The organism is Candidatus Allofournierella merdavium (assembly GCF_944382735.1).
GTDB classification, from domain to species: domain Bacteria; phylum Bacillota; class Clostridia; order Oscillospirales; family Ruminococcaceae; genus Allofournierella_A; species Allofournierella_A merdavium.
In genome coordinates, this window is the sequence record NZ_CALWND010000003.1 from 162,188 (window position 1) to 185,658 (window position 23,471).

Annotated in this window: 13 protein-coding genes; 8 read left to right on the forward strand and 5 right to left on the reverse strand. The window is 48.9% G+C overall.

All coding sequences use genetic code 11. The annotated features are described in order from the left end of the window. Window position 1: 1 nt before the first annotated feature. Genes ACH2A7_RS03235 through ACH2A7_RS03250 form a run of 4 tightly spaced genes read left to right on the forward strand, consistent with a single transcriptional unit; the run spans window position 2 to window position 5,930 of the window. A complete protein-coding gene (locus tag ACH2A7_RS03235; RefSeq protein ID WP_394960029.1) occupies window positions 2-856 on the forward strand; it encodes a sugar ABC transporter permease in 855 nt (284 codons plus the stop codon). A 19-nt stretch (window positions 857-875) separates the two neighbouring features. Next, window positions 876-2,609, forward strand: coding sequence for a glycoside hydrolase family 13 protein (locus tag ACH2A7_RS03240; protein WP_394960031.1), 1,734 nt, complete (start codon window positions 876-878; stop codon window positions 2,607-2,609). Continuing rightward, on the forward strand, window positions 2,606-3,619 hold the full coding sequence (locus ACH2A7_RS03245; RefSeq protein WP_394960033.1) for a LacI family DNA-binding transcriptional regulator: 1,014 nt from the start codon (window positions 2,606-2,608) through the stop codon (window positions 3,617-3,619). The genes ACH2A7_RS03240 and ACH2A7_RS03245 overlap by 4 nt, the downstream gene beginning before the upstream one ends. A 46-nt stretch (window positions 3,620-3,665) precedes the next feature. Beyond that, window positions 3,666-5,930: an alpha-amylase family glycosyl hydrolase gene (locus ACH2A7_RS03250; RefSeq protein WP_394960035.1), complete on the forward strand. Its 2,265-nt coding sequence runs from the start codon at window positions 3,666-3,668 to the stop codon at window positions 5,928-5,930. Window positions 5,931-6,071: 141 nt separating this feature from the next. On the opposite strand, the gene ACH2A7_RS03255 is transcribed toward ACH2A7_RS03250, so the two are convergent. The 5 genes from ACH2A7_RS03255 to ACH2A7_RS03275 form a co-directional block, all read right to left on the reverse strand. Beyond that, entirely contained in the window at window positions 6,072-6,815 is a 744-nt protein-coding gene (locus tag ACH2A7_RS03255; protein WP_394960037.1) for a hypothetical protein, read from the reverse strand. A 217-nt stretch (window positions 6,816-7,032) separates the two neighbouring features. Then, window positions 7,033-8,199, reverse strand: a complete 1,167-nt coding sequence (locus ACH2A7_RS03260) for a hypothetical protein (RefSeq protein ID WP_394960039.1) — start codon at window positions 8,197-8,199, stop codon at window positions 7,033-7,035. Further along, window positions 8,192-10,603 carry a hypothetical protein gene (locus ACH2A7_RS03265; protein WP_394960041.1) on the reverse strand — a complete coding sequence of 804 codons (2,412 nt, stop codon included), beginning with the start codon at window positions 10,601-10,603 and terminating at the stop codon, window positions 8,192-8,194. Before ACH2A7_RS03265 ends, ACH2A7_RS03260 begins: the two co-directional genes overlap by 8 nt. A gap of 278 nt (window positions 10,604-10,881) precedes the next feature. Continuing rightward, the gene (locus tag ACH2A7_RS03270; protein WP_394960043.1) at window positions 10,882-11,478 is read right to left on the reverse strand and encodes a hypothetical protein; all 597 of its coding nucleotides are present in this window, start codon (window positions 11,476-11,478) and stop codon (window positions 10,882-10,884) included. After that, the gene (locus tag ACH2A7_RS03275) at window positions 11,450-20,956 is read right to left on the reverse strand and encodes an RHS repeat-associated core domain-containing protein (protein ID WP_394960045.1); all 9,507 of its coding nucleotides are present in this window, start codon (window positions 20,954-20,956) and stop codon (window positions 11,450-11,452) included. The genes ACH2A7_RS03270 and ACH2A7_RS03275 overlap by 29 nt, the downstream gene beginning before the upstream one ends. 337 nt (window positions 20,957-21,293) lie before the next feature. On the opposite strand from ACH2A7_RS03275, the gene ACH2A7_RS03280 reads away from it, so the two are divergent. The 4 genes from ACH2A7_RS03280 to ACH2A7_RS03295 all read left to right on the forward strand — a co-directional run bounded on the left by ACH2A7_RS03280 (window position 21,294) and on the right by ACH2A7_RS03295 (window position 23,467). After that, window positions 21,294-21,677, forward strand: coding sequence for a helix-turn-helix domain-containing protein (locus ACH2A7_RS03280; RefSeq protein ID WP_394960047.1), 384 nt, complete (start codon window positions 21,294-21,296; stop codon window positions 21,675-21,677). After that, window positions 21,664-22,242, forward strand: a complete 579-nt coding sequence (locus ACH2A7_RS03285) for an RNA polymerase sigma factor (RefSeq protein WP_394960049.1) — start codon at window positions 21,664-21,666, stop codon at window positions 22,240-22,242. The genes ACH2A7_RS03280 and ACH2A7_RS03285 overlap by 14 nt, the downstream gene beginning before the upstream one ends. Next, a complete protein-coding gene (locus ACH2A7_RS03290) occupies window positions 22,205-22,960 on the forward strand; it encodes a DUF4367 domain-containing protein (protein ID WP_394960051.1) in 756 nt (251 codons plus the stop codon). Before ACH2A7_RS03285 ends, ACH2A7_RS03290 begins: the two co-directional genes overlap by 38 nt. A gap of 87 nt (window positions 22,961-23,047) precedes the next feature. Further along, window positions 23,048-23,467 carry a hypothetical protein gene (locus ACH2A7_RS03295; protein ID WP_394960053.1) on the forward strand — a complete coding sequence of 140 codons (420 nt, stop codon included), beginning with the start codon at window positions 23,048-23,050 and terminating at the stop codon, window positions 23,465-23,467. The last annotated feature ends 4 nt before the right edge of the window (window positions 23,468-23,471 follow it).

Genomic DNA, 23,471 nt, shown 5'->3' on the forward strand with positions numbered 1-23,471 from the left:
GATGTCGCTGCACCAGAAAAAGAAGCTTCGTCATTTTGTAATGCATAGTGTGCTTCATGTTTTCTTTATCCTTCTTTGTTTTGCCACCCTGGTGCCGATCCTGTACGCGTTGTCGGTTTCGCTGAACGCGGAGAACAGCCTGTTGAGTTCGGACTTTCGCTTTATTCCCAAAGAGTTCACGCTGAACAACTACAAGGCCGTGTTCACAGAGCAGCCGGTCATGCTCTGGTTCAAAAACAGCATGATCCTGGCGGTCTGCACTGTGCTGATCTCGCTGGGCGCGGCGATACCCGCTGCCTATGTTTTCTCTCGGAAGCGTTTTGCCGGGCGGGGCCCGATTCTTGAGATACTGCTGCTTCTGTACTCCTTCCCATCTGTGCTTTCCATGTTTGCCATCTACAAGCTGTTGAGCCCCATGGGCCTTGTGAACAGCCGCATCGGGCTGATATTTGTCTACACTGGGACCATGGCGGTATTCGGCCTTTGGAACATGAAAGGCTATTTTGATACCATCCCCATCGAAATTGAAGAAGCCGCTTCCATCGACGGTGCGAGCAATCTTCAGCTGGTCACCAGGATCGTTCTCCCGCTTGCCAAACCGAGTATTCTGGTCACGGCTGTGATGATTCTCATCTATGTTTGGAATGAGTATCTCTTTGCGATCACATTTATGACAGGCGCCGATAAATACACCCTTGCTGCCGGCCTTTACTCTCTGCAGGCGACCGAAATCAGCGGCAGCTGGCCTGTGTTCGCTGCCGCCTCCCTGGTGGTGAGCGCACCTATTTTGATCATATTCTTTGCGGTGCAGCGTCACATGACTTCCGGCCTGACCGCCGGCGGCGTAAAAGGTTGAGCAAAGTGAGGTGAACGATATGAATCTCAGCGCAGTAAAGCATCTGCCAATGTCGCCTGATGCCCATGGGATCGGGCCGCGGAATATTGTATTTCGTCTACGTTGTGCCCGGGATGATCTTCGCGCCTGCACACTGTATTATGCAGATAGGGCGTGTCGTCAAACCCCCGTGATTTTTTCCTGCGTCTCCATGGCCGTGGTAGCCCAGGATGAATGGTTCGACTATTATGAGGTCATCCTGCAAAGCCCCTACAAAAGGATCTGCTACTATTTTGAACTGGACGACGGGAAAGAAGTTCTTTTATATTATGGGGACTTCTTTTCTCACCACCGCGTGGATGATCGTTCCGAATACTATCAGTTACCGTTCAATCATCGGGCCGACATCGTCTCCCTCCCGGACTGGGCGGCTGACGCCGTTGTTTATAACATCTTCCCGGACAGCTTTGCATCCGGCAAGCGTGCCATCAACGGGCAGCCTTGCGAAAGCAACTGGAATGGACAAATCACCCACGGAAAGCTCGGGGGGACCATCCGTGGAATCACGGAGAATCTCGACTACATCCGAGATCTCGGCTTCAACTGCATTTACATCAACCCAATCTTTGTTGCCGGTGAATACCACAAATACGACTTGATCGATTATTTCCACATCGACCCTTGTTTTGGAACAGACGAGGATTTCCGCAACCTGGTAAGCACATGTCACGCGTTGGGTATGCGGGTGATCATCGATGGTGTGTTTAACCATGTGGGATGGTACTTCTTTGCCTTTGAGGACGTTATCGAAAAGGGTGAAACCTCTGCATACAAAGACTGGTTCTACGGGTTGCAGTTCCCAGTGCAGCGTCCGGCCACAGGCGACGAATACCCGACCTACGAGTGCTTCGGCTATGAGCGGATGATGCCCAAGACGAACACCGAAAACCCGGAGGTCATCCGCTATTTTTGCGACGTGGGCCAATACTGGGTGCGCGAGTTCGATATCGACGGCTGGCGGCTGGACGTGGCCAGCGAGATCAACGACGCCTTCTGGCGTGCCTTTCGCGCGGCAGTGAAGCAAACAAAGCCGGACTGTCTTCTGATCGGTGAGGTTTGGGAGAGTGCCCAGCACTGGCTGAACGGTGATATGTTCGATTCCACGATGAACTACGATTTCCGCAAACACTGCAGGCGCTTTTTCGCGGAGCGTGTCATCGACGCCGCCCAGTTCGACGGCCGCGTGACCAATATGCGCATGCGCTATAAACTGCCCATTGTGTATTGCCAGCTGAACCTGCTGGACAGCCATGACGTGAGCCGTTTCCTTTCCCTGTGTGGCAACGACATCCAGCGCATGAAGCTTGCCGTGCTGTTCCAGATGACCTTTATGGGGATACCCTCTGTGTTTTATGGGGACGAAAAAGGGATCGCCGGCCTTTTGGAGGAAGAGTACCGCCATCCCATGCCATGGGAGACCAAGGCGGACACACTGGAACAGTTCTACCATGACGCGATCCGGCTACGGAACGAAAACCCCGAGTTGCGCAAGGGCGATTTCCGCACGGTGATGGCTCAAGCCGGCAGCGGAGCGTATTGCTATCGCCGTTCTCTGGGCAACAGTAGCATCTGCGTGCTGCTAAACAACCAGTCGCTGGGGGCCGAAATACCCGCTACGCTGCTCGATTCCGCTGTGTTGTGGCAGGAAGGATTAATGGGGCACACCGTCGCCCCCATGGGATTTGCTGTGTTAAAGCAGGTGAAGAAACAATGAGCGTAACGATTCGAGACGTTGCAAGCGCTGCCGGCGTATCCACTGCCACGGTCTCCAAGGTGATCAACCACTCCCCTTCCATCTCCCAAGCAACGGTGGAGCGGGTGGAGGAGGTGATTCGCCGGCTGGGCTACCGCCCCAACAAGCGTGCCCAAAGTTTTGCCCGAAAGGCGACCCGGAACATTCTTTTTCTGAGCGAGCTGGAGCACGGCGTGGGGTTTGATAACCCTCATCTCTTTGAGATGCTGGCGGGGGCGGAGGCGGCTCTGGCCCGAAAGGACTATGGCCTTTTAATCAAGCGGATCAATGCCCGGGAGCTGGTCAACAGCTTTTCGGATATCATGGACGACGAATTCGTCGACGGGGCCATCGTCCACGCCTCTGTTGTTTCCAGGGAAGTTGCTTCGCTTTTGACCGACACCTTATTTCCCTATGTGGTGATCGGTATGCCCGACTTTGCGAACCGTTTGTGCTGGATCGACACCAACAACAGTGTTGCCGGCCAGATCGCGGCAAGTCATCTGCGGAAGAAAGGATATGAGCGCATCGCTTACATCGGCGGGCAAAAAGAAGACACCATCTCTCTTCACCGACTGAACGGCGTACTGGCCGCGCTGGACACAGTGATCCCGGCAGGCTACATCCGCCAAGGCGCACCCAGCAGCGAGACGGGATACAAATGCACCATGGAGCTGTTGGAGCTGGAGCGGCGGCCACAGGCGATCATCTGCGCCAATCAGTATCTGGCTTTTGGCTGTGTTGAGGCTTTGAAGCATCGCGGCCTCTCCATCCCCCACCAGATGGCTGTGATCACATTCGACGATTTCCCCTTCTCGAAAGTGCTTGACCCTCCCCTCACCGTTGTCAATCTGGATATGTACGACATGGGCGAGCAGGCAGCCAAGATCGTTATGCGGCGAATCAGAAATCCCCAGCTGTTGGTCCAGTCATACACCACCCTTCCCAGCTTGATCGAGCGGGGATCCACGAAGGGAGATGAGAGGGAATAAATCTATTTTGTCCTCAGTCGCCAAAAACACTAAAAGGAGGATCGAAATGTTCAATCGCTATCTCAAAAAAGCAATCAGTGCTGTCTTGGCACTTACAATACTGCTTACTCCTGCATTGTTTGCTTTCCCGGTTCGTGCAGACGAATCCCTGGAGCTGGGACCTGTAACGTCCAAAGACGTTGTCTATCAAATCATCACGGACAGATTTTATGACGGAGATCCTACCAACAATGTCCCTGCCGGGTTTGACCCGACACTATTCGATGGTACTGGCGATGATCTTAAGCTTTACCAAGGTGGCGACTGGGCAGGCATTATAGACAAAATCCCTTACTTGAAAGGAATGGGAGTTACTGCCGTCTGGATTTCGGCGCCTTATGAGAATCGCGACACAGAGATTCTTGATTATAAAGCCGACGGAAGTTATGACCGTTGGACAAGTTTTCACGGGTATCATGTGCGTAACTATTTTGCCACAAACAAGCATTTCGGAACGCTTAACGAATTTGAAGAGCTGAGGGATGCTCTTCATGACAATGGGATCAAGTTGATCATTGATTTTGTAACGAACCATACCAGCAGAGAAATGAATCCCACCGCCGGGAATATTCCCGAGGACGGCAAGTTGTATGAGCCGGACAGAAAAGAAGATGGTTCTTTCGCTTTTGACGAGAACGGAGAGCCCTACGACTACAACGGAGACGGGCTTGTGGAAAACCTGATCGCTGATCCTCAAAACGACACCTTGGGCTGGTTTCATGGTTTGGGCGATCGTGGCTCTGACAGCAGCCGGTTCGGGTATCGCTATAAAGATTTAGGGTCTCTTGCTGATTTTTCTCAAGAGAATGGTATGGTGGCCCAGTATCTGGAAGAGGCAACTCTCTTCTGGGCCAACATGGGTGTAAATGGTATCCGCCACGATGCCACGCTCCATTTGAATCCCGCATTTGTGAAAGGTCTTAAGGACGCCGTTGACTCCAGCAACACGGTTACTCATTTTGGCGAATTCTTTATTGGGCGTCCCGATCCAAAATATGACGAGTATGTTTATTTCCCCAAACAGACAGGCGTGAACAACCTCGATTTTGAGTTTTTCCGTGCTGCGTCCACCACTTTTGGGGATTTCTCCACAACTATGGCCGATTTCGGCGATATGTTGATGTATACTCAGGACGACTACGAATATGAGAACCAAACCGTTACATTCCTTGACAATCACGATGTGAGCCGCTTTGGGTACCTGCAGCGGAACGAAAAACCATACAACGCTGCGCTTGCAACTCTCCTTACCTCCCGCGGGATCCCGAACATTTATTACGGGACGGAACAGTATGTGGTTCCTGCTGACGGCAGTGATGTGTCGGGTCGTATCTTCATGGAGACCGATAGTGAATTCAACACACAGACAACGGCTTATCAGTTGATCGGCGACCTTTCTGAGCTTCGTCAGAGCAATGATGCCATCGCTTATGGAACAACTGTAATTCGTTATAGCGATGACAACGTGCTTGTTTATGAACGCCAATTCTACGATGACGTTGTCCTGGTTGCTGTCAATCGGCAGCCGGATCAGAGCTATACCATCGGCCCTGTTGAAACAAACCTGCCTGCCGGAAACTACAATGACTACTTGGGCGGCCTGCTCTACGGGTTTAACACCGTCGTAACCGCTGGCGAAGGCATCAATCACACCTCTTCCTTTACGCTTCCTGGGGGCGCAGTATGTGTCTGGCAATATAAAGGCCCCGCTTCGAGCACCCCTCAAATCGGAGATGTGATGTCCACCATGGGGCGCGTGGGTAATCAGGTTTATATCTATGGTGATGGTTTGAATGGAGATGTCAGTGTAAAGTTTGGCGACGTGGAAGCGGTCGTTGAAAGCAACTCTGCGAATCAGATCGTTACAAAAGTTCCCGCCGGCGCAGTGCCTGGCGACAATAACATTACTGTGACAAAGGGTAGTTCTGTAAGCAACGCATTTGTATATAGTGTTCTTTCTGGGGACCAGAATCAGATCATTTTCCATGTGCAAGCAAACACAGCAATGGGAGAAAACATCTACATCGTTGGGAACATACCCGAATTGGGAAGCTGGGATCCGAACAACTGTACCGAGGCAATGCTTAATCCTAATTATCCCGAATGGTTTTTGCCCGTTAGTGTTCCTGCCGGAACTCAAATCGAATTCAAATTTATTAAGAAGGACGCTAACGGCACGGTTACTTGGGAAAGCGGGGAAAATCGCGTAATTACGTCTTCGTCGAGTAGTGCAGGTTCGATTGACACTGAGGTATATACTTGGCGCAGTTGATTTACTGTTTATCATCCTCTTGTCGAAATAATCATTGTTAAAACGAACTGCAAAACGCGTGGGGGTGGCCTTATTGGCCGCCCCCACGCTTTGAGTTTTTCAGCGGGTGTGTGCGAACGGCTGGCTCTTCCATCCCGTATTTCACACTTTTTCCGCGCTGTCTTCTTCCTGCTTGCTTTCGATATTATTCGCTTGTCCATAATAAACTTCGACATCTTCTAAAAAAGACAAGTAGCAACCATACCGCTTTTTCTCGTATGCGGGAATGGCAAGAAAAGAAATCACTGCGTAGAAAATCAGTGCTGTGAGCACAAGCAAAAAGAGTGTTCCACAGAGAGAGAGTATCGCTAAAGTCTCTGCTGACAGTACGTCAGTGCTGTTGAACACCATATCTTTGTAGGCTGTATTTAACAGTAATGTAAACATGAATCCCACGGGCGTTAAAACGAACAGAGATATGCCTTTCGTTGCTACATGAAACAAAGCATCAATCTTCTCTCGCCATGCATCGCGCTGCAGCTCAATATCATGCTTGATTTTAATATAGCTTACCTTCAGATTTAGCCCATCATCCATCAACATACATTCCAGTTTCTTAACATCTTCCGAAGTGCAGGAAAAAGCTTTGAACGATTTTTGTCTCAGCTCATGCTCGATTATCATCAGTATGACGGTAATTGAGAAAAACAAAATGCTCAGTATTGTTTTACACTCCTTGCATTGGGTAGGGCGTGCTACAATGTCTGTTGACATGACCACTGCTGCGACGAAAAAAACGCCAGCAAAAGCCAAAAGGGTTTTCCCAGCATCGTGATTCTTTGATTTTGGGGTTTCTGTTTCTATCTGTTGAAGTGCTACCATAAATTCTTTGGTTGCGCTCATCATTATTGAACGACCTCTTTTCTTCAGGCTTTATGCCCTTCTTTGACTGAATGGAGAGAAAAAGCTGCATCCCCCTTTGTGATAGTCAACCGAAGGATGCAGCATTTCAGAAAAACGAGATGTTAGTAAAACTAAGTAAAACTCAGCTTCTGCCGTCCACTGGAAGAATACGGTTATAATCAAACGACTTTGGCCGTGCAGGAAGGGAGCTGCTTTCGAATCAGCTTTTATTAAATCTGCGAGACATCCATTCCATAAGCACTGTGATAATCGGGGTAACAGAGGCAAGCATGAGCTTCTGAACCGTTGAATAGTCCTTGTCCCAGAAAAGGATCATAATGATAAGTGCGATGGCGAAAAGCGCGGTGAAATTAGGGAAGATCCACTTTTTGAAGAAGCGTGTCACCTCTCCTCCTTCCCAATACTGATCGATTTGTTGCCGGATGAACTGATCGTGCTGATCGATTTCATCACACATGATCAGATACTGGCATTCCCGAAGCAGACTGCTTTCCGCCTTACCACGTTTTTCCTGACTCACATCACCCAAATCGTTTGCATTCTTCAGCAACTCGTTCCATGCCACAAATTTCTTTTTCAGAAGTTCATCGCCATCAGCTCGTGCCAGTTCATCTTCGAGACTAATGGTGAGAGCCTTAATGCTATCGATTGGATCTTTCCGTGTTATTGCTTCTTTTACCGTGGTAACCTTGTCAATGATCCGCTGGAGGTCATGGTACCGGGTCCCTTTTTCTGCTTTGAATTCAGTCACTCGCTGGATGATTTGCTGGAATCTTTCGTACTGTGCTCCGCGCAATCCAGCGGGTTTCTCTGTCAAGTCCTGCCAAATGTCTACTCGCATCGGGGGATTATCCAGATGCAGCGTATCTTCGAAAACACCTTCCGAATCAAATCCTGTCCGATACAAGGTCATCGTGACGAGAGCGACAGGCTTTACTTTCCCATCACTCTTTTCCTCAATGCAGAGCTTAATGCGTCTCTTAGTCGGGTTGCTTATCGCAAACAACAGCTTCCCTTTCCATTCGGGGTCCAGAGTTGTGGATACATTGCCAAGGCCGTTTGCACTCATCCGAACACGCGAATGAATAGTTCCTGCAACGCTTCGTTTGGTAATTACATATTCCCGGGAAATCGTGAGGATAGTATCGTGCGGATCCACCCACACGAATACTTCCTTTTCGTTCTGATGGACTTTGAGAAGCCGCTTTTTGTTTACCGAGTAAATGAGGGTACACGGAGAAAGATTATAGCCCGTGCCCTTGGCCTTCGCTTTATCAAAGGGTACAATGATGACATCCTCGATATTTTTTCGGGCCTCAATATAATCATCTGCAATAAGCACACCTTGTCTTTTTGTTTCACCCATGGGGTACATCCTCCTTACCCTGGTCGGTATCCTCTTTGTTATTACCATCTGGTTTGCTGCTTGACATCATCTTGTGCCCCATCCACAATTCATGCTCATCCTTGATAGGCAAAAGCGGAGTGAAGAGCCTCGTGTATGCCGTACCGATTGCCCCTGTGAAAAGGATGAACTCTGGTCGGGTATTCATCGGCCCAGCCATGAGAATATGGCTGAGCGAAATGTCAGGGTAGGGATCGACATAGTAGATTTTAGAAATACCCAAGTATTTCGCTTTTTTCGCACAAAGGACACAAGGGCTGGATGTAGTAAACAGGCATCCGCCGCGAACAGCGTCCTTGTTCCCGCCAGAAAGGTTCAAGAAAGCCGTTTCCTCTGCATGGAGCGAACGCGTATGAACTTGGTTTTTGGTCCCGTCGACCTTATTGTAAATATCCTTAAAGCAGAACGGCACATGTTTGCCGGCGACTTTAAGTGCACAATCTTTTGACCCGTATTCCTCTTGTACAAGTTGCCTGATCACGCCGTGGATGGGCTTGCCTCCCGTATCAAAGTTCTCATAATCGCTATATCCTTCAGTATCGAAATGTCCGGATAATTCGCAGAGATCCCGGTAAAGGCAAGGGAGTTGTTCAGGAGGCTGTTGGTTCCAGCCGACAGAGAGCAGGTGATACTCGCTGTCAGTAACTACAGCGCCCACTTGTCTTGAGATGCACCCAGAGTTCACCTTGGAGACATAAGCCGTTTGCATGCATCTTTCCACATCAGTGGGCAAGACCAACCCTGGGTTCATCATCAGACTGATATATCGAATCAGTGTTTGCTTCAAGTTAAGGTAAGAGTCATTGTCATGGGAATTGTTGATAAAGATATCTGCCGACTCCAAACAACTTGATACATTCTGAACGATGAACGGGATGACCAACTCCAGGTGTTCTTTTTTTATTCGCTCACACAGATTGCGAATGATTACAGAGGTCTCATGAACTGCCGCTCCATTTTCCCCTGAGTTTGATTCAGAATGAGACTTATTTAACCCTTCAAAATTCTTTCGGAACTCAGGCAGTTGCTCTACCTGGTCAATTGCCTTGATATCCGGCACCGAGAATTTCTTACTGTTGATGAGGCGCTTTTGGCGCTGGTCTTCATCGGTGTATACCCCAATCAGGTAATAGTTGCTGTATCTCTGTTTGAGATACATTGACTCGAACGGGTTTTTGATGGAATCAATAACCGCCAATGCATGGGTGTGGATCGGTTTCCCACACGTTACGTCCAGCTCATTCTCGTTCTCCTGGCCGTCCATGGCTTTTAGCTCGGTCTTCTTAGAGAGATACGCCCGAAGTATCTTGATGGAATGATTGATGTCTTTTGCGATGGTGGTATATGCATCTTCTTTAAACGGGTAACTGTCCCCATTGGCTTTGTTGTCATACGGTTCATCGCTGATACGAAGATTATTTCCGATCAGCTGCATGGCAACTGTTTCGATTTTTTGATAGCCCTCATTTTTCTTGATGTTCTTCCAAAACAGATCCACTTGTTGAGGCAAAAAGTCAAAGATGTACTCCTGCAATATCCAGTAGTATACTGGGTTAAGATTACCTCTTTTGCTCTGCCTGCAGTGCTGATAATAGCGAAAGAGCTTGTAGAGATCCCTGTTGGTGATTGCAATGCTCTGTGTTTGAGAGGTCCCCTGTGTACCCTCTTTTTCCACTACGGGATAGACTGTTATCCGTTCCGGATCTGCCTTCTCCGGGTGTTTCGGGTCTTGATATTCAATAACAGTTTCCTCAATCGGAACGCTAACAATTGGTTTGCCCCCAGTATTTCCTTTCGCGTTCACTATCAACTTCTGGCTTGCCAGGGTATCTCTATCAATGGCCAAAAAATCCTTCAGTTTGATGGGCTGATCCATTGTCGTATAGAATTGTTTTTCAATGGAAAAGGCCATTTTCTTCTCGAAGAACGCCTGAACTGTTTCCTTGATATTCTCTGTTTCTTGAGACGAGTGTGCTCCACTGTAACCTGGCTCATTTGCGTTAGTGACTGTGGCATGTTCAGGATGAGCCAGTCTCGTCAAAAACTGTACAAACTGGTCTTCTCCATACAAAAGAACACGAGCGACGATAAGCGCGCGCGTCTTGATAAGATAAAATCCGCTCCAATTTTTTTGTGCATAGTTGTACAGGATACTGTATTCATGCCTTCCATAATCAGAGAGACTCTTCGGCGGTGTCGGACAAAGATTCAAATCCTCAAAGTCCTGGCGCAAAATCTGAGCAACAGTGGAAACACCCGAACCTGTTTTTCCGCAGAGTCCAACAACAATAAAATCCTGCTGCTGGTTGAAAAGCGTTTTCACGACCTTGTTGCTGTTTTTTCCCGATGATTCGCGTGGAGACATATTGAATTCCTCCCATTACGATACTGGTGTTATAACTCTGAATAAACCGCATTTCAAAGCTATAGTAAACAGGATTGTCTGTCTGTTTTTCATACACCCTCAGGGAGCCTGTTTTGTAACAACGATTTGCAGATTTTATTGAAAATCGTCGAATTCCACAAGATTGTCAGCTTAACTTTCACTGTAATAACGACTTGTCTTGCAAAAGGAAATCGACCCGCTGCCTTTTGGCAGCGGGTCGATTTGTTCAATGACAGCGGACAAGCTATTGAATCAAGTCAGCGGGGCATAAACTGGGCTTTTATGGCTTCCAGAACTTTTGGAATGCCCGCTGACAAGCGATTAGTGAGAGGTACATGCGGGCGAGGCGGCTCCACTTCAAATCGTCCCCCATGTGCAAGTACATGCTCTATGATGAGCGACTGCAATTTCTTCGAGTGCCGCCAGCTGTTGTACGAAATCGTGCCATAGCGTTCGCCTGCGGCTGTGTAGAGATCATAGCCTCGGAAAAATCGTCCGGTCTGTTTGATCAGCGCGATTTTTTCCCATTCATACCGTTGGGGCTGTTTGGCTACGGAAAAGATTTCTCTGAAAACAGGCTCAATGCAAACAGCTGTCTGATCGATCGTGAGTCTTTGGTTCATTAGGCATATTATGGCATATACAGACCACACAGCGAAAGCTGCGGCAATTGCATATCCGCTACCCCTCTTTGGGTTACTGTAATAGTAAGTCCCCTTTGCCATCATGAACTCAGCGAAAAAGCCATAGCCAATCAGTAGGGATGCCACCGGAAGTAAGCAAAAAAACCGTCTGAAAAACTTTGGGTAAAAAACAACCACAGCATCATCCGCAGACGAATTTTTTAAATGCATGGAATGCCTCCCTGTATCTCTCGTCAAGAGTGTTCAGTCGCTGTTTGTACTCACGAAGCATCAAATTCAAATCGTTCCTCTGGGATGCCGTCAATTCAATGCTGTCATTTTCCGCATAGAAAGAACCCAGCAATTTCCCTTCGTAGGTTCGGAGATAATCTTGCAGCTTCTTTTCCCGTTCAGCGGCAGGGAGGTTTCGGATACTCATATAGATCTCATAATCCGAGGCCATGGAATAGGCCTTATTAAAGGTCGAATGCGTCCGGAAGAACTCCGCCTGTTCCGTCTCAAAGAAAGCATACCCACGTTCCACACGTTCCACAAGATCATCAAAGTATTCCTGCTGCTCCTTTTCCGACAAACGCTTTTGGGGATCCGCGAAGTACACTGCTTGGCCGGATCCATCTTTGCTTTCTACGATCCATCCGGCCTCAGCCATCATGCTGAGCATGGCATCATCATTCAACACGCGGTCTCTATCGACCAAGTTAACAAAAGACGATACCGCAGAAACAGTGGAAAGAATTGGTGCAGCTCCTTTTAGCACATTAGCCCCTCTCGTAAGTGTACCAATTGTTTTTCCTCCCAAGTGAGAAGCAATTGTGGTCTTGGAGAAGGCGTCAACAACATCAGGTGCTTTTTCCAGTATATCTGGTCCAGGTCCCAAAGCCAAATCACGCCAAACAACTTCTCCCTCGAAAAGTGCACTGTACCCACCGCTTTCTTCCAAGCCACTGTTAATGATTATGGTCGGAATACCCAGTGTCAAGGAATCGACCACTGTAAAGCCAGCAAACCAAGCGAAACTTTCAGGGCTTATGCGCACATAAGCGTAGGATGGTTCTCCGTCCCCTTCCACATCAAGGTTGTTCTTGTTTTGAATGCTCATTTCAATCGTGCCAAAGGGATCAAAGAATGTGGCCGGATTCGCCGCAACGTAGGAATACCAATTCAGTCCGCTCTTAATCGGGTCCATTGCCATCCAGGTGCGGGTGATTGCATCGTAGAACCGGGCCTCCGCAAAGTAGACATCGAGCGTCGTATCGTAGATATGGCCAGTGAAGGTGGCGAAGACATAGTTGCCGTGGTCATTATTCACCAGCTTGTTCGGGCTGACCGGCTGGCCCCAGGCATCGTACTGCAGCTCCGCAAAGTTCTGGCCTGTGGCCTTGGTGTAGTAGCGGGTATTGCCCATCACATCCTCGTGGACGTAGAGGGTGCGCTCCCAGCCGCCAGTTCCCTTTTCTGTGATCTGCTCCAACCGCTCGGAACCGGCGTACACATGGCGCTGCTCGTATTCAAGCTGGCCGTTGCCCATAGCGTAGACATACAGATCGTCGTTCTCCGGGCTGGTGTAGTCGATCACATAGTCGCGGTCGTAGGTTTTACCGGCGTGGGTAGTGACAAGATTGTTCACTCGCAGGCCCAGGCCGTTGTAAGTGTAGGCAGACTTGTCGCCTTTCCAGTTGGTGCCTTCCACCAGTCGATTGGTGGCATCGTAGACATACTCTCGGCTTTCCTTTTTGCCAGTTTCTGCCACACGGTTACCACGCTTGTCATAGCTGTAGGTGAAGGTCTCATTTTCAGTGGTTGTGCGTTTCACCAACTGGTTCAACTCATTATACTCATAGTCTACACTCTTGTTCTTTGCGGTTTCAAGCACCAAATTACCCAAAGTATCGTAGGTATAATTGGTAAACACCTTCGAAATGTCGCTGGTAACCATGCGATTCAGTTCGTCATAGGTGTAGATATGAGTGCCCTGCTGGGCTTTATTGGCCTTTTTGTCTTCCGTATCCTCGCTGCCGGGCTTATTGGGTTTTTCAGGCTTGTTGGGATTGGCAGGTTTGTCGATCTTTTTGCCGCGGTTGAGGCCGGGAGCCACGTTGCCACCGGGGTTCACGATGGTCCCATCTTCATCCTCGTGCTGACCCGGAGGAACCTGGCCATTGCCATCACCATTACCTTCGATGGTAGCGTCATCTTTCCCTGTTTCGGGCTTTTCACTCTCCGTTTCGGGCTCAGCAGCGCCAGCCTCCTCTTCGGGGGCCACCAGCAACTGCTGGTTAATAATTTCAATGTTTTCGTTCGCAGCCTCCAGGAATACTCCGGCAGCCGTGTCTGTGGTCGGATCGGGCAGTTGCACCGGATTAACAATGGGCTGCGCAGCACTGGTAGCATCCAAATCAGGAGTGGACAGCTCCACCGTGGGCGTTTCGGGCTCTTCAGCGCCAAGCCCAAAAATGCTCAACACATTGTCCAGCACAGAAGCATTTTCCTTTTTGCTTCCGCTCTGCCCATGGTTGTACTGCATTTCACTCAAACGATTGCCTTCTGCATCCCAACTGTATGTGGTTTTAAAGAGCTTTTTGCCACCGAGATCATACTCATCCAGTTCAATGATCTGATCGCAAACGTCATAGCTGTACCATGCGGTTTCGTTATTGGGGTATTCTTTGTAGATCTTATTGCCGTTGGGATCGTATTCAAACAAGGTAACGCCATCGTCAAAGTCCTGGACCTGGACGATTCGATTTTCCGCATCGTACCAGTAATCGACCTGACTGCCGTCGGGGTAGCCCTGGCTGGTCTTGTTGCCTACGGCGTCCCAGCCATATTCGACGGTGCGATCCTTATGATCAGTGACCGAAACGATACGATCCAACAGGTCCATAGAGATAGAGGTCGTGCCGTTCCAATCTTCCATCTTGATCAGGTCGCCGGTGCCATCGTAGAGGAAGCTAGCTACCTGACCATCGTCATAGCGAATCTCACTAACCAGATTGACAGGGCTGTAATCGTATTCGGTTACATAACCATCTTCATCCGTTTTGCTGATGAGGTTGCCGTTGCCGTCGTAGATGAAGACCTTACCGTCTCCCTTGGCGTTCACTTCGGTCTTGACCAGGCCGCGGTGATCGTAGGTGTAAAGCGTTTCCTGATACTCGTCCACGCCGTGTACATCATCCACTCGATGGAGACGCACCTTCGTCAGTTGATTCATGCTGTCATAGGTGAACTCAGAAACAGTGCCTGCGGCGTCGGTACTGGCTACGATATTACCATTGCCGTCCAACGTATAGGTCGTCGTATTTCCATTGCGATCGGTGACAGCGACAATTTCCCCACGCTTGTTGTAGGTGAAGGTCTTGGTGTTGCCCTTAGGATCAGTTTCACTGGTAACACGGTTGACCGCATCATAAGTGTAGATGTAGGTATTACCGTTCCGATTGGTCAGCGTGATCCTGTTGTCGTTTGCGTCGTAGGTATAAGTCTCACTGTTGCCCAGACCGTCGGTGTATTTGATCAGATTTCCCTTGGCGTCGTACTCATAGGTGCGCCGCACGCCGTTCTCGTCAGTATCGGCGGTAACGCGATCCATCGGGTCGTATTCAAGGTGACGGAAGTTGCCGTATGCGTCCTCAATTGCGGTGACACGGCCCTTGGCATCATAGGTATACTTGGTTACCGCGCCGTCTTCATTCACGGCCATTGTTACGCGGCCAAGTGCATCGTAGGTATATTCGACCGTTCCGCCCTCCTCGTTCGTAACTTTGGTCTGGCGGTTCAGAGCGTCATATACAGCGGTGCGCGAATTACCACGGGGATCAGTGATAGAGATCAGGTTGCCGTTCTCGTCATAGGCATACTGAGTGGTATAACCTTCGCCATCGGTATAGCTGATCAGCTGATCGTTCAAATCGTATGTGTAGGTTTCAATGCCGCCATCCGGATTATCGATCCGGATGAGATTACCGTTTCCGTCATAGGTAAAGAAGGTCTTGTTCCCGTTTGCATCGCCAGCGGAAGAAAGGCGGTCTTCTTCGTCATACCCGAAACTCCAAATATAGCTTTCGGCATCGATCATCCCAACGACGTTGTCGTTCTTGTCGTAAACATACTTGACAACGGCACCCAAGGCGTCGGTCTCGCTCTTTACCATACCCGTTTCCGTATAGGTGTAAGTGGTGACGCCACCCATAGGATCAGTTGCGGTGATCACATTGTTGTTCTTATCGTAGGTATATTGGGTGGTATGATTGTTCTCGTCTGTGGAGGAAATCAGGTTGCCGTTTTCGTCATAAGCATAGCTTTCAAATGTACCATCTTCGTTGATGAGCTTAATGACTCGGCCCATTGCATCGTACTCATAGGTGACGCGATGGGTATCGCTGCCTTCTTGTGCGAGCTCGTTGGATGCCTGCACTTTACGGTCATCGTCATCATACTGATTGCCGGTCATACCTCCCAGAGCATTCTCGATGGCTACGATTTGACCGATATTGTCGTAGGTATAGGTGGTTACACCGCCCAAGGCATCGATCACCTTGACCAGTCGATTATCCGAATCATATTCATAGGAGGTGGTATTGCCGCGGCGATCAGTAATAGAAGTCAGGTTGCCCGCAGCATCATAGGTGCGCTGCTCAGTGAAGCCCAGCGCATCGGTGTAGGAGGTAAGCTGATCGGCTTTGTCATAACTGCTTGTGAACACACCGCCGGTAGGACGGGTAATGCTGGTTACATTGCCCATTCCGTCATAGGTGAATGTGGTCACCGCGCCGGTGCGATCAATCGTCGTGGCCAGCCGGTCATTTTTGTCATACGAATAATATGTGGTGTGCTCTCTGGCGTCGGTAACAGAGGTTACATTACCATTTCCATCATAAGTGAAGGACACAATACCGCCTTTGGGGTCGGTATAGGTGGTACGCTCATCTACTTTGTTGTAGGTGCTTTCCCAAGTGTATCCTTCAGGGTCAGTTGTGGTAAGCAAATTGCCTTTGCTGTCATAGGTATAGCTCGTCGTATTACCACGTGCGTCGGTAAAGGTCAGCTTGTTCCCATTGGCATCATAGGTGCTGCTGGTGAAGGTGCCATCAGGATTGATTGTCTTCGTCAGACGCCCCATGTCATCGTACTCATACCGGGTGACAAGGCCAAGTGCAGTTTCGGTGGAGATCAGGCGTCCATCTGCATCATAGTTATTGGACACCCGCTCATCGTTTGCATTGATGGTTGCAACCAGCTGTCCAACAGCATCGTAGACGTACTCCGTTACATTGCCAAGAGGACTGGTTTCCTTGACAAGTTTGTTTTCTTTGTCGTAGGTATAAGTCGTGGTGTTTCCGTTGGGATTCGTTTCGCTGATAAGGTTTCCAGCATTATCGTAGACATAAGTCGTCACACTACCATTGCCATCCGTCTTCGACGTGACCTGGTCAGCCTTATCGTACACATAGGAAATTACGCCTTCATCCGGTCGAACGATGCTGGTGAGATTGCCCTTCGCGTCATAATTATAGATGGAGGTATGCCCTTCTCTATCGACCACAGAAGCAAGGCGGTTCAAAGCGTCATAACCGTATCGGGTCGTATTGTTGCGTCCATCGGTTACCGAAATAACATTTTGGTTACCGTCATACTCATAAGCGGTGGTGCGACCCTCCGCATCAGTGGTGGAAGCAAGCAGCCCCGCTGCGGTGTACAGATTGGTAGTCTTGCCGCCCTTCGGATCGGTGACTGCGGTCAACAAGTTGTTCTCGTTGTAAGTGTATGTTGTGACACCGCCAAGAGCGTCTTTCATTGAGAGAATATTGCCGTTGCCATCATAGGTGTACTCGATAGCAGAACCATCCGGATTGGTTTTGCGAGTCACACGGCCCAGGCTATCGTAGGAATAGGTCGTGCTAAAGCCAAGCGCAGTTGTATCCTTGATCAGATTACCATCAGCGTCATAGCTGTTCTCAACCTTATTGCCCAAGGCGTCAGTCACGCTAACAAGCTGTCCTGCCGCATCATAGACAAAGAGTGTTGTATTTCCTTCGGCAGTGACGATCTTGGTCAGTTTGTTTTCAGCGTCATACTCATAGCTCGTCGCATGTCCGTTTCCATCAGTGACCGAAATCACATTACCGTTAGCATCGTACCCGTAGTGTGTAGTGCGTCCTTCGGCATCAATGATAGAGGTCACGCGACCCATTGCGTCATACTCTGTGAGTGTGGCGTTACCGTTTGCATCAGTCACCGAAATCGGCTGATCCATGTTATCATAACTGGTAGAAGTAACGCCTCCCAATGCGTCGGTCACTGCCACAACGTTTCCGTTTCCATCATAGCTGTAAGTTGTGGTGTTTCCGTTCGGGTCGGTCATAGTAACCAAACGCCCAGTGGAATCGTAAGTATATTGGGTGGTATTTCCGTCCGGGTTTGTGGCGCTAAGCAGGTTACCTTGCCCGTCATAGGTATACTCCGTCTTGCCGCCCATCGGATCAGTGATAGACAGCATATCATTCATGGCGTTGTAAGTATAGTGCGTAGCATTCCCCATCCAGTCAGTGGACATGGTTTCAAATCCATTGCCGGTATATTCATGGGTGCGCTTATTGCCCAACGGATCGATCTCAGTAACCAGTTTACCCGCAGACGAATACTCATAGCGATATTCATGGCCCATAGGGCTGATCTGCTTGGTCAATCGACCCGCTCCATCATACTCATATACAGTTTTGTTCCCCAGCGGGTCGGTCATGCTTGTGATGAGTCCCAACCCATTGGTAGTATAAAGAGTGGTGTTGCCCAGAGCGTCTGTGCTACTAGACAGATGGCCAGCGCCATCATAAGCGTAGGTTGTCACCCCACCATTTGCATCGGTGCTCTGAGTCAGCTTTCCGTTTTCATAGGTGTACGACAAAGAGGATCCGTCTTTTTGCGTTTGCTGGGTTACCTGCCCATTTCCGTTATAAGCATATACGTCGACGGTTCCATTCGGATGTGTGACTGTTTCAAGGTTACAGGTTTCACCAACATAGGTGTAGGTAGTAGTATTTCCGTTGCGATCGGTTTCACTGGCAAGTCGATTGTAGTCATCGTATGTATAGGTTTCTGTACCCGCCCCGTCGCTCACCGAGGTCACGCGGTATTGTTCATCATAGGTAGTCGTTCGAGTGGCGCCACCTTCCTCTGTATAGGTGTTCACTCGAGAATTCGTATCATAAGAATAGGTCAGGAGGCCACGATTCGGCATGGTTTGTGTTGCCACACGACCGTTCCCGTCATAGGTATTTTGCAGCATTAAAGAGCCGTTGAAGTCGGTAACAGTCAACAGCTTGTGATTATCGTAAGTATAGCGCAGAGAATCGCCATCCGGGTTCGTAACAGAGGCCAGATCTTCCCCTTCATATCCAAAGGTCAAAGTCCGTCCCGCACTATCGGTAACAGAGGAGATGTGTTCGCCTTCCCAGGCAAAGCTAAGAGAGCCGGTGTCGTTGCTCACCTTCACCAGCTTATCTCCATCAGTTGTAAAAGTCGTAACTGTGCCGTCCGCCTCTGTAAGAACTACAGGGGCACCGTCTTTGTTGAACAGTACAGTGGCGCCCGTAGTATTGTTGGTCAGCACATAATTGTCCCCATCCTGGCGGAAAGAATAGACATTGCCCGCTTCAGTGGTGAATGTACCAGAGGGATCAAGGGAGAAGAATACGCTACCGCCGTTAGGAAGCTGAATCAAGGCTTCACCCATAAGAACATCCGCCTTGTAGCTCCAATTATACGACCAGCCGAACCCCAGTCCCGCCTCATCGATCTCACTACGGTGAGATAGATATGTGCGACTAAACGACAGAGGCTTTTCGCCGTCAATGGTAAGATCCGTGTAACTCCATTCCAGTGCACCGGAAACCATGTTCACAGGGTCACCGTCCAGCTGGAGAATTACAGCGGGGAAACCATTCTGCATTGTAAGATATTTGTCTTTATATTTGGACAAACTGTTCTGAATGGCTTGTTCAAGTTCATCCGGTGTGAGTGTCGACGGATCAATCGGATCTCCGTTTTCATCAACCAAACCTGCAACCGTGAAATCAAGAGAGACCTCTTTATTGGCTGCGCCAGCGCGCGGAGTTACCTTAATTGTGTAATTTCCCGCGGGCAGATATGTGGGAGTACCATTATCCCAATACCGTCCGTCCCAATAGAAATAGTTGTGGATAATGTTAGCGTCATTTCCACCAGAACTGCCGCCGCCTGATCCTTCCTCTATCCCAAAGGGACGAATAGTCGGGTTTGTATGATTGAAAATATTTTTGTAATCCGGACTGTCAATGAAGAAATCATCTGGCAGCTCACTCTCAGGAACGCCAAAGTAAGGATCCTCTTCGGCTGCGACAGCTTCCAATTCTTCCCACGCGGCATCCGTCATGTTGGCCGCTTCTTCGTCAGTAAGTTGGAAAATCTCCTGCAGTTCTTCATGAGTAAAAGAAGGCCGATCTTCCTCCGATACGTTCTGGTCTTCACCGGGTTCAGAAGTTGCGTCAGGCTCCTCGCTGGGTTCAGGAGTTGCGCTGGGCTCCGTACTCGGTTCAGGAGTTACGCTAGGCTCCTCACTCGGTTCAGGAGTTACGCTGGGCTTCTCACTGGGTTCAGGCGAAGCCGTAGGAGTTTCACTGGGCTGCGGAGTGGCAGCAGGTTCATTACTGGGCTCAGGAGTAACTTCGGGTTGTTCGCTGGGCGCAGGAACAGGCGAAGGCACCGAAACGTCATCTTCGGTTTCTTGACCTGCGTTGTCCACAGTCGCAACAACTGTCTGCACCTCAAGCGGCCCAGACATATTCGCACTCAGGGCCGTCGTTTCCTGAACAGATGTCGTTTCATTCATCTGGGCACTGTTATCAACTGCCGCTTCAGAATCGTCTACTGGTTGTTCCTCAGCAGGTGCAGAAGAATCCGGTGCCGGAGTTGCTTCTTCAACTGGCGATTCAGTAGGTTCAGGCTCAGTCCCAGGCTCTTCAGCAGGCTGCTCCGAAGGGATGGGTTCTTCCGTTACGGCTGGAACCTCTGTTGGTTCAGGCGTGGGCGCTGGAGTCTCCGTGGGAAGAGGTGACTCGCTTGCCGCCGGCGCTTCTGTTGCATCAGGCGTGGGAGTCGGAGAGGCATTCTCAGGCATTTCCAACCCATGGTAATCGTAGTACTGTGCAAGTGTTCTATATGCAGGCTCCTCACCCGTCAGGCCGATACCCGTATAGGGACGAAGAGCTTTGAAAATGATGCCATTTGCCATGAGAGTCCTGATCTGCTCCTCAATGGCATAATCGCTCAGGTTTTTGGACGTATAACTGCCGTCCGAATTTAAAGTAACATGCTGCGCATAACGGGCACCATATACCGGTCCCAGCAGCGTTCCGTCCTGAGTATATACGTTGATGTCAACGATGCCATTATAGTCCAGTGCAAATTTCGCATAGGACAGCTCTCCAGGAATCAGGGGTGCATAAATCTTGGAGAGGTTGGCAGACACATAGTTTGTTGCGAGCGCACGAGGAGGTGAAGACAACGCCCGCAACTGAGCATAGTTGTAGTAAGTAAGATCGTAAACCCCCGGATCATCACCGGTAGCAAACACCGACACTGGCAGAATCGATACTGCCATCACAACTGACAAAACAGCTGCGATCATCTTTTTCCATCGTGTGCTTTTCACAATTGTCCCTCCGTTCTTGTGTTAGCCGTTTTTAGGCGTTTCGCAGGGCGCCTCTTTGGCCAATACACCTTCAGAGGTATCGTTTTGTAACATCATTTTGTGCAAAAAGTAGAAAATTAACGAATTAGCCAGAAACAGATAAGAATATTCGTCGTTTTTCCACCACTAGCGGAGCATATAGAGACAGAATTAGTATGAGGCAGCGATGTACCGCTGTTCACGCTGAAACAAAAATTTATATTATCATGTACTGTTGTCCACGCATGTATCTCTGTGCATGGTTTGTGGAAACTTACCTTGGTAATCTTAAATTATCCGAGGTAAGGGAGGCTAATCCATGCCAAATAGAGAAAAACGATTCAAGTATGATGCTATGCTCCTTGGTGAGCGCATCGCAATGCATCGTTCACAGGCTCGCATGACACAGGAACAGCTAGCAGAAAAGCTGGATGTGTCAGTGGCTAGTGTTAGTCATATCGAGAACGGAAAAATGGTTTGTGATTTGAATTTGTTGGTTGGGCTGGCCAACGCTTTTGAAGTGGATCTTTGTGAAATGCTGCGAGGTGTCGTGCTAATGGGTGTTGACTCCAGCTCCTATCTTACAAAGGAAATTGCCACCGAGTTTGAGGGTTTGACAATTAGCGAGAAACGATTTGTCCATGGCGTTATTAAATTGCTGCGGCAGGAACATCAAAGAGGTCTTTCTGATGATGACATTTAATGACAATCCCTCCGATTCCCCTTCCATTGAACGCTTTTTCCAAGAGGAATATGATGGCTTGCTTCGCTATGCCTTGCGTGTCGCTGAGAACGACCAGGAGATAGCGATGGATGCCGTGTCTGAAAGTTTCAAGACTATTATCGCGAACTATGATCGCTATAGAGATTATCCACATGGACGTCTGTTTAACTACATGATGTCGATGGTGCATAACAAGGTCTTGAAGGAAATCGACTCGCGAAAGCGTATCTACCTTTCCGATGCCATGGAAGATGTGCCCGATGAAGAGGAGGATCCCATCCGTTCCTGCATCAAGTCTATTGACGAAGGTTTGCTCGATCATTGCATCTCCAAACTATCTCCGAAGCAACAGATAGCCCTAAAAATGTACTATTTCGATGACGTGTCGTTGGATGAAGTTGGCCGAGTGCTTGATATGACCGCTGAAAGCGCACGTGTTACATTATGGCGAATACGCAAAAAATTGAAAAGAATTTATTTGAAAGAAGAATCGAGGTGGAAAACTGATGAGCCAGAGGCGGCCGGATCTCAATCCGCAAAGTAAATGTGATAGCCTTGAAGAGAATCTTGCAAGGATGGCTGCTGTGCGAATCGCTAATCGAGAACTGGATACATACGATTCGGCGGACGGCGAAAAAAAAGACCTTACCCAAATTCCTGGTTACCAATCGGCACGGGAAGGCATATTTGCCGAGATGGTTCATGCGGAGCGTCACTACCGAAAGAAGAAACTCTTTCAACGAGTACGGCGCTCTGTTGCTTGCCTTGCACTGGCATCGGTTCTTACAACTGGGGTTTTGTACATCACTGTAGATGCAGCACGTAATACCATCAACAATTTCTTTCTTGAACTCCATGACGGGTATGCTATTCTTCATAGCGACGAGGAATTGGACGGAATCCGTGCCCCGCTTCCGGCTGATTGGGCAGGTCCAATTATTCCAATGTGGGTGCCAGAGAGATTTACTAACGTTGTGGCTGTTGAAATGCGTCACAACTCGCAATTAACTTACACTTCTATTGAGTCGCCTGATATCCTCACCATTTCGTTTTGGAGTGAGGACACATCCCCACAAATCGACTATGAGAATCTGTTATTGCAAAGAACCTTGCAAATCAATGGAACGGAAGCTTCGTTGTATGTAAAACTGAACTCTAATATGCTAGGACTAAGCTTTACGGTCCAGAAAATAACTATTTATATTAGCGGAAACGTGTCTGAAAACGAGATAATAAAAGTTGCGGAAAACATTTCGGTTTGAACTTTTTGTTACAAAACGCTTGCTTCTGGGTCATAATAATGACGCGATGATCATTGTGTCAAATAATATTTAGCCTGGAGGAATACTATGAAGAAAAATCGACTCGTTGCTTTTCTGCTCACGCTTGTGATGTTGATTTGTGCGGCATCCCCGATTTCCTATGCGGACAACACCGTCCAGCCTTTGAGGTTTAGTGACTTCAGTTCTGTTTATGCCGGGATATACGACGAAGGACTTGGCATTTATACAATGGAGGGCGGAGCTACAGCAAATAGTGGTTCCAAAAAGGTTGTTGTAACTCTCACATTAGAAAAAATAGTGGGAGACAAATGGGAAGCTGTTCCCGGCTACTCTTGGACTGCTTCTGGTATGATCTCTGCTCATACCAGTGCGTCCCGTTCTTTATCGCCCGGAACTTATCAGGCCCATCTCCACGCTCAGGTATATCAGGGAAGCACACTGCTTGAAACAGCTGATGCATACAGTTACGTTCAGTTCGTCGACTAAACCT

What these genes read in the sequence shown, in the direction of transcription:
- ACH2A7_RS03235 (WP_394960029.1), top strand. Translation starts at nt 2, where the DNA reads ATGTCGCTGCACCAGAAAAAGAAGCTTCGTCATTTTGTAATGCATAGT.
- ACH2A7_RS03240 (WP_394960031.1), top strand. Translation starts at nt 876, where the DNA reads ATGAATCTCAGCGCAGTAAAGCATCTGCCAATGTCGCCTGATGCCCAT.
- ACH2A7_RS03245 (WP_394960033.1), top strand. Translation starts at nt 2,606, where the DNA reads ATGAGCGTAACGATTCGAGACGTTGCAAGCGCTGCCGGCGTATCCACT.
- ACH2A7_RS03250 (WP_394960035.1), top strand. Translation starts at nt 3,666, where the DNA reads ATGTTCAATCGCTATCTCAAAAAAGCAATCAGTGCTGTCTTGGCACTT.
- ACH2A7_RS03255 (WP_394960037.1), bottom strand. Translation starts at nt 6,815, where the DNA reads ATGATGAGCGCAACCAAAGAATTTATGGTAGCACTTCAACAGATAGAA.
- ACH2A7_RS03260 (WP_394960039.1), bottom strand. Translation starts at nt 8,199, where the DNA reads ATGGGTGAAACAAAAAGACAAGGTGTGCTTATTGCAGATGATTATATT.
- ACH2A7_RS03265 (WP_394960041.1), bottom strand. Translation starts at nt 10,603, where the DNA reads ATGTCTCCACGCGAATCATCGGGAAAAAACAGCAACAAGGTCGTGAAA.
- ACH2A7_RS03270 (WP_394960043.1), bottom strand. Translation starts at nt 11,478, where the DNA reads ATGCATTTAAAAAATTCGTCTGCGGATGATGCTGTGGTTGTTTTTTAC.
- ACH2A7_RS03280 (WP_394960047.1), top strand. Translation starts at nt 21,294, where the DNA reads ATGCCAAATAGAGAAAAACGATTCAAGTATGATGCTATGCTCCTTGGT.
- ACH2A7_RS03285 (WP_394960049.1), top strand. Translation starts at nt 21,664, where the DNA reads ATGATGACATTTAATGACAATCCCTCCGATTCCCCTTCCATTGAACGC.
- ACH2A7_RS03290 (WP_394960051.1), top strand. Translation starts at nt 22,205, where the DNA reads ATGAGCCAGAGGCGGCCGGATCTCAATCCGCAAAGTAAATGTGATAGC.
- ACH2A7_RS03295 (WP_394960053.1), top strand. Translation starts at nt 23,048, where the DNA reads ATGAAGAAAAATCGACTCGTTGCTTTTCTGCTCACGCTTGTGATGTTG.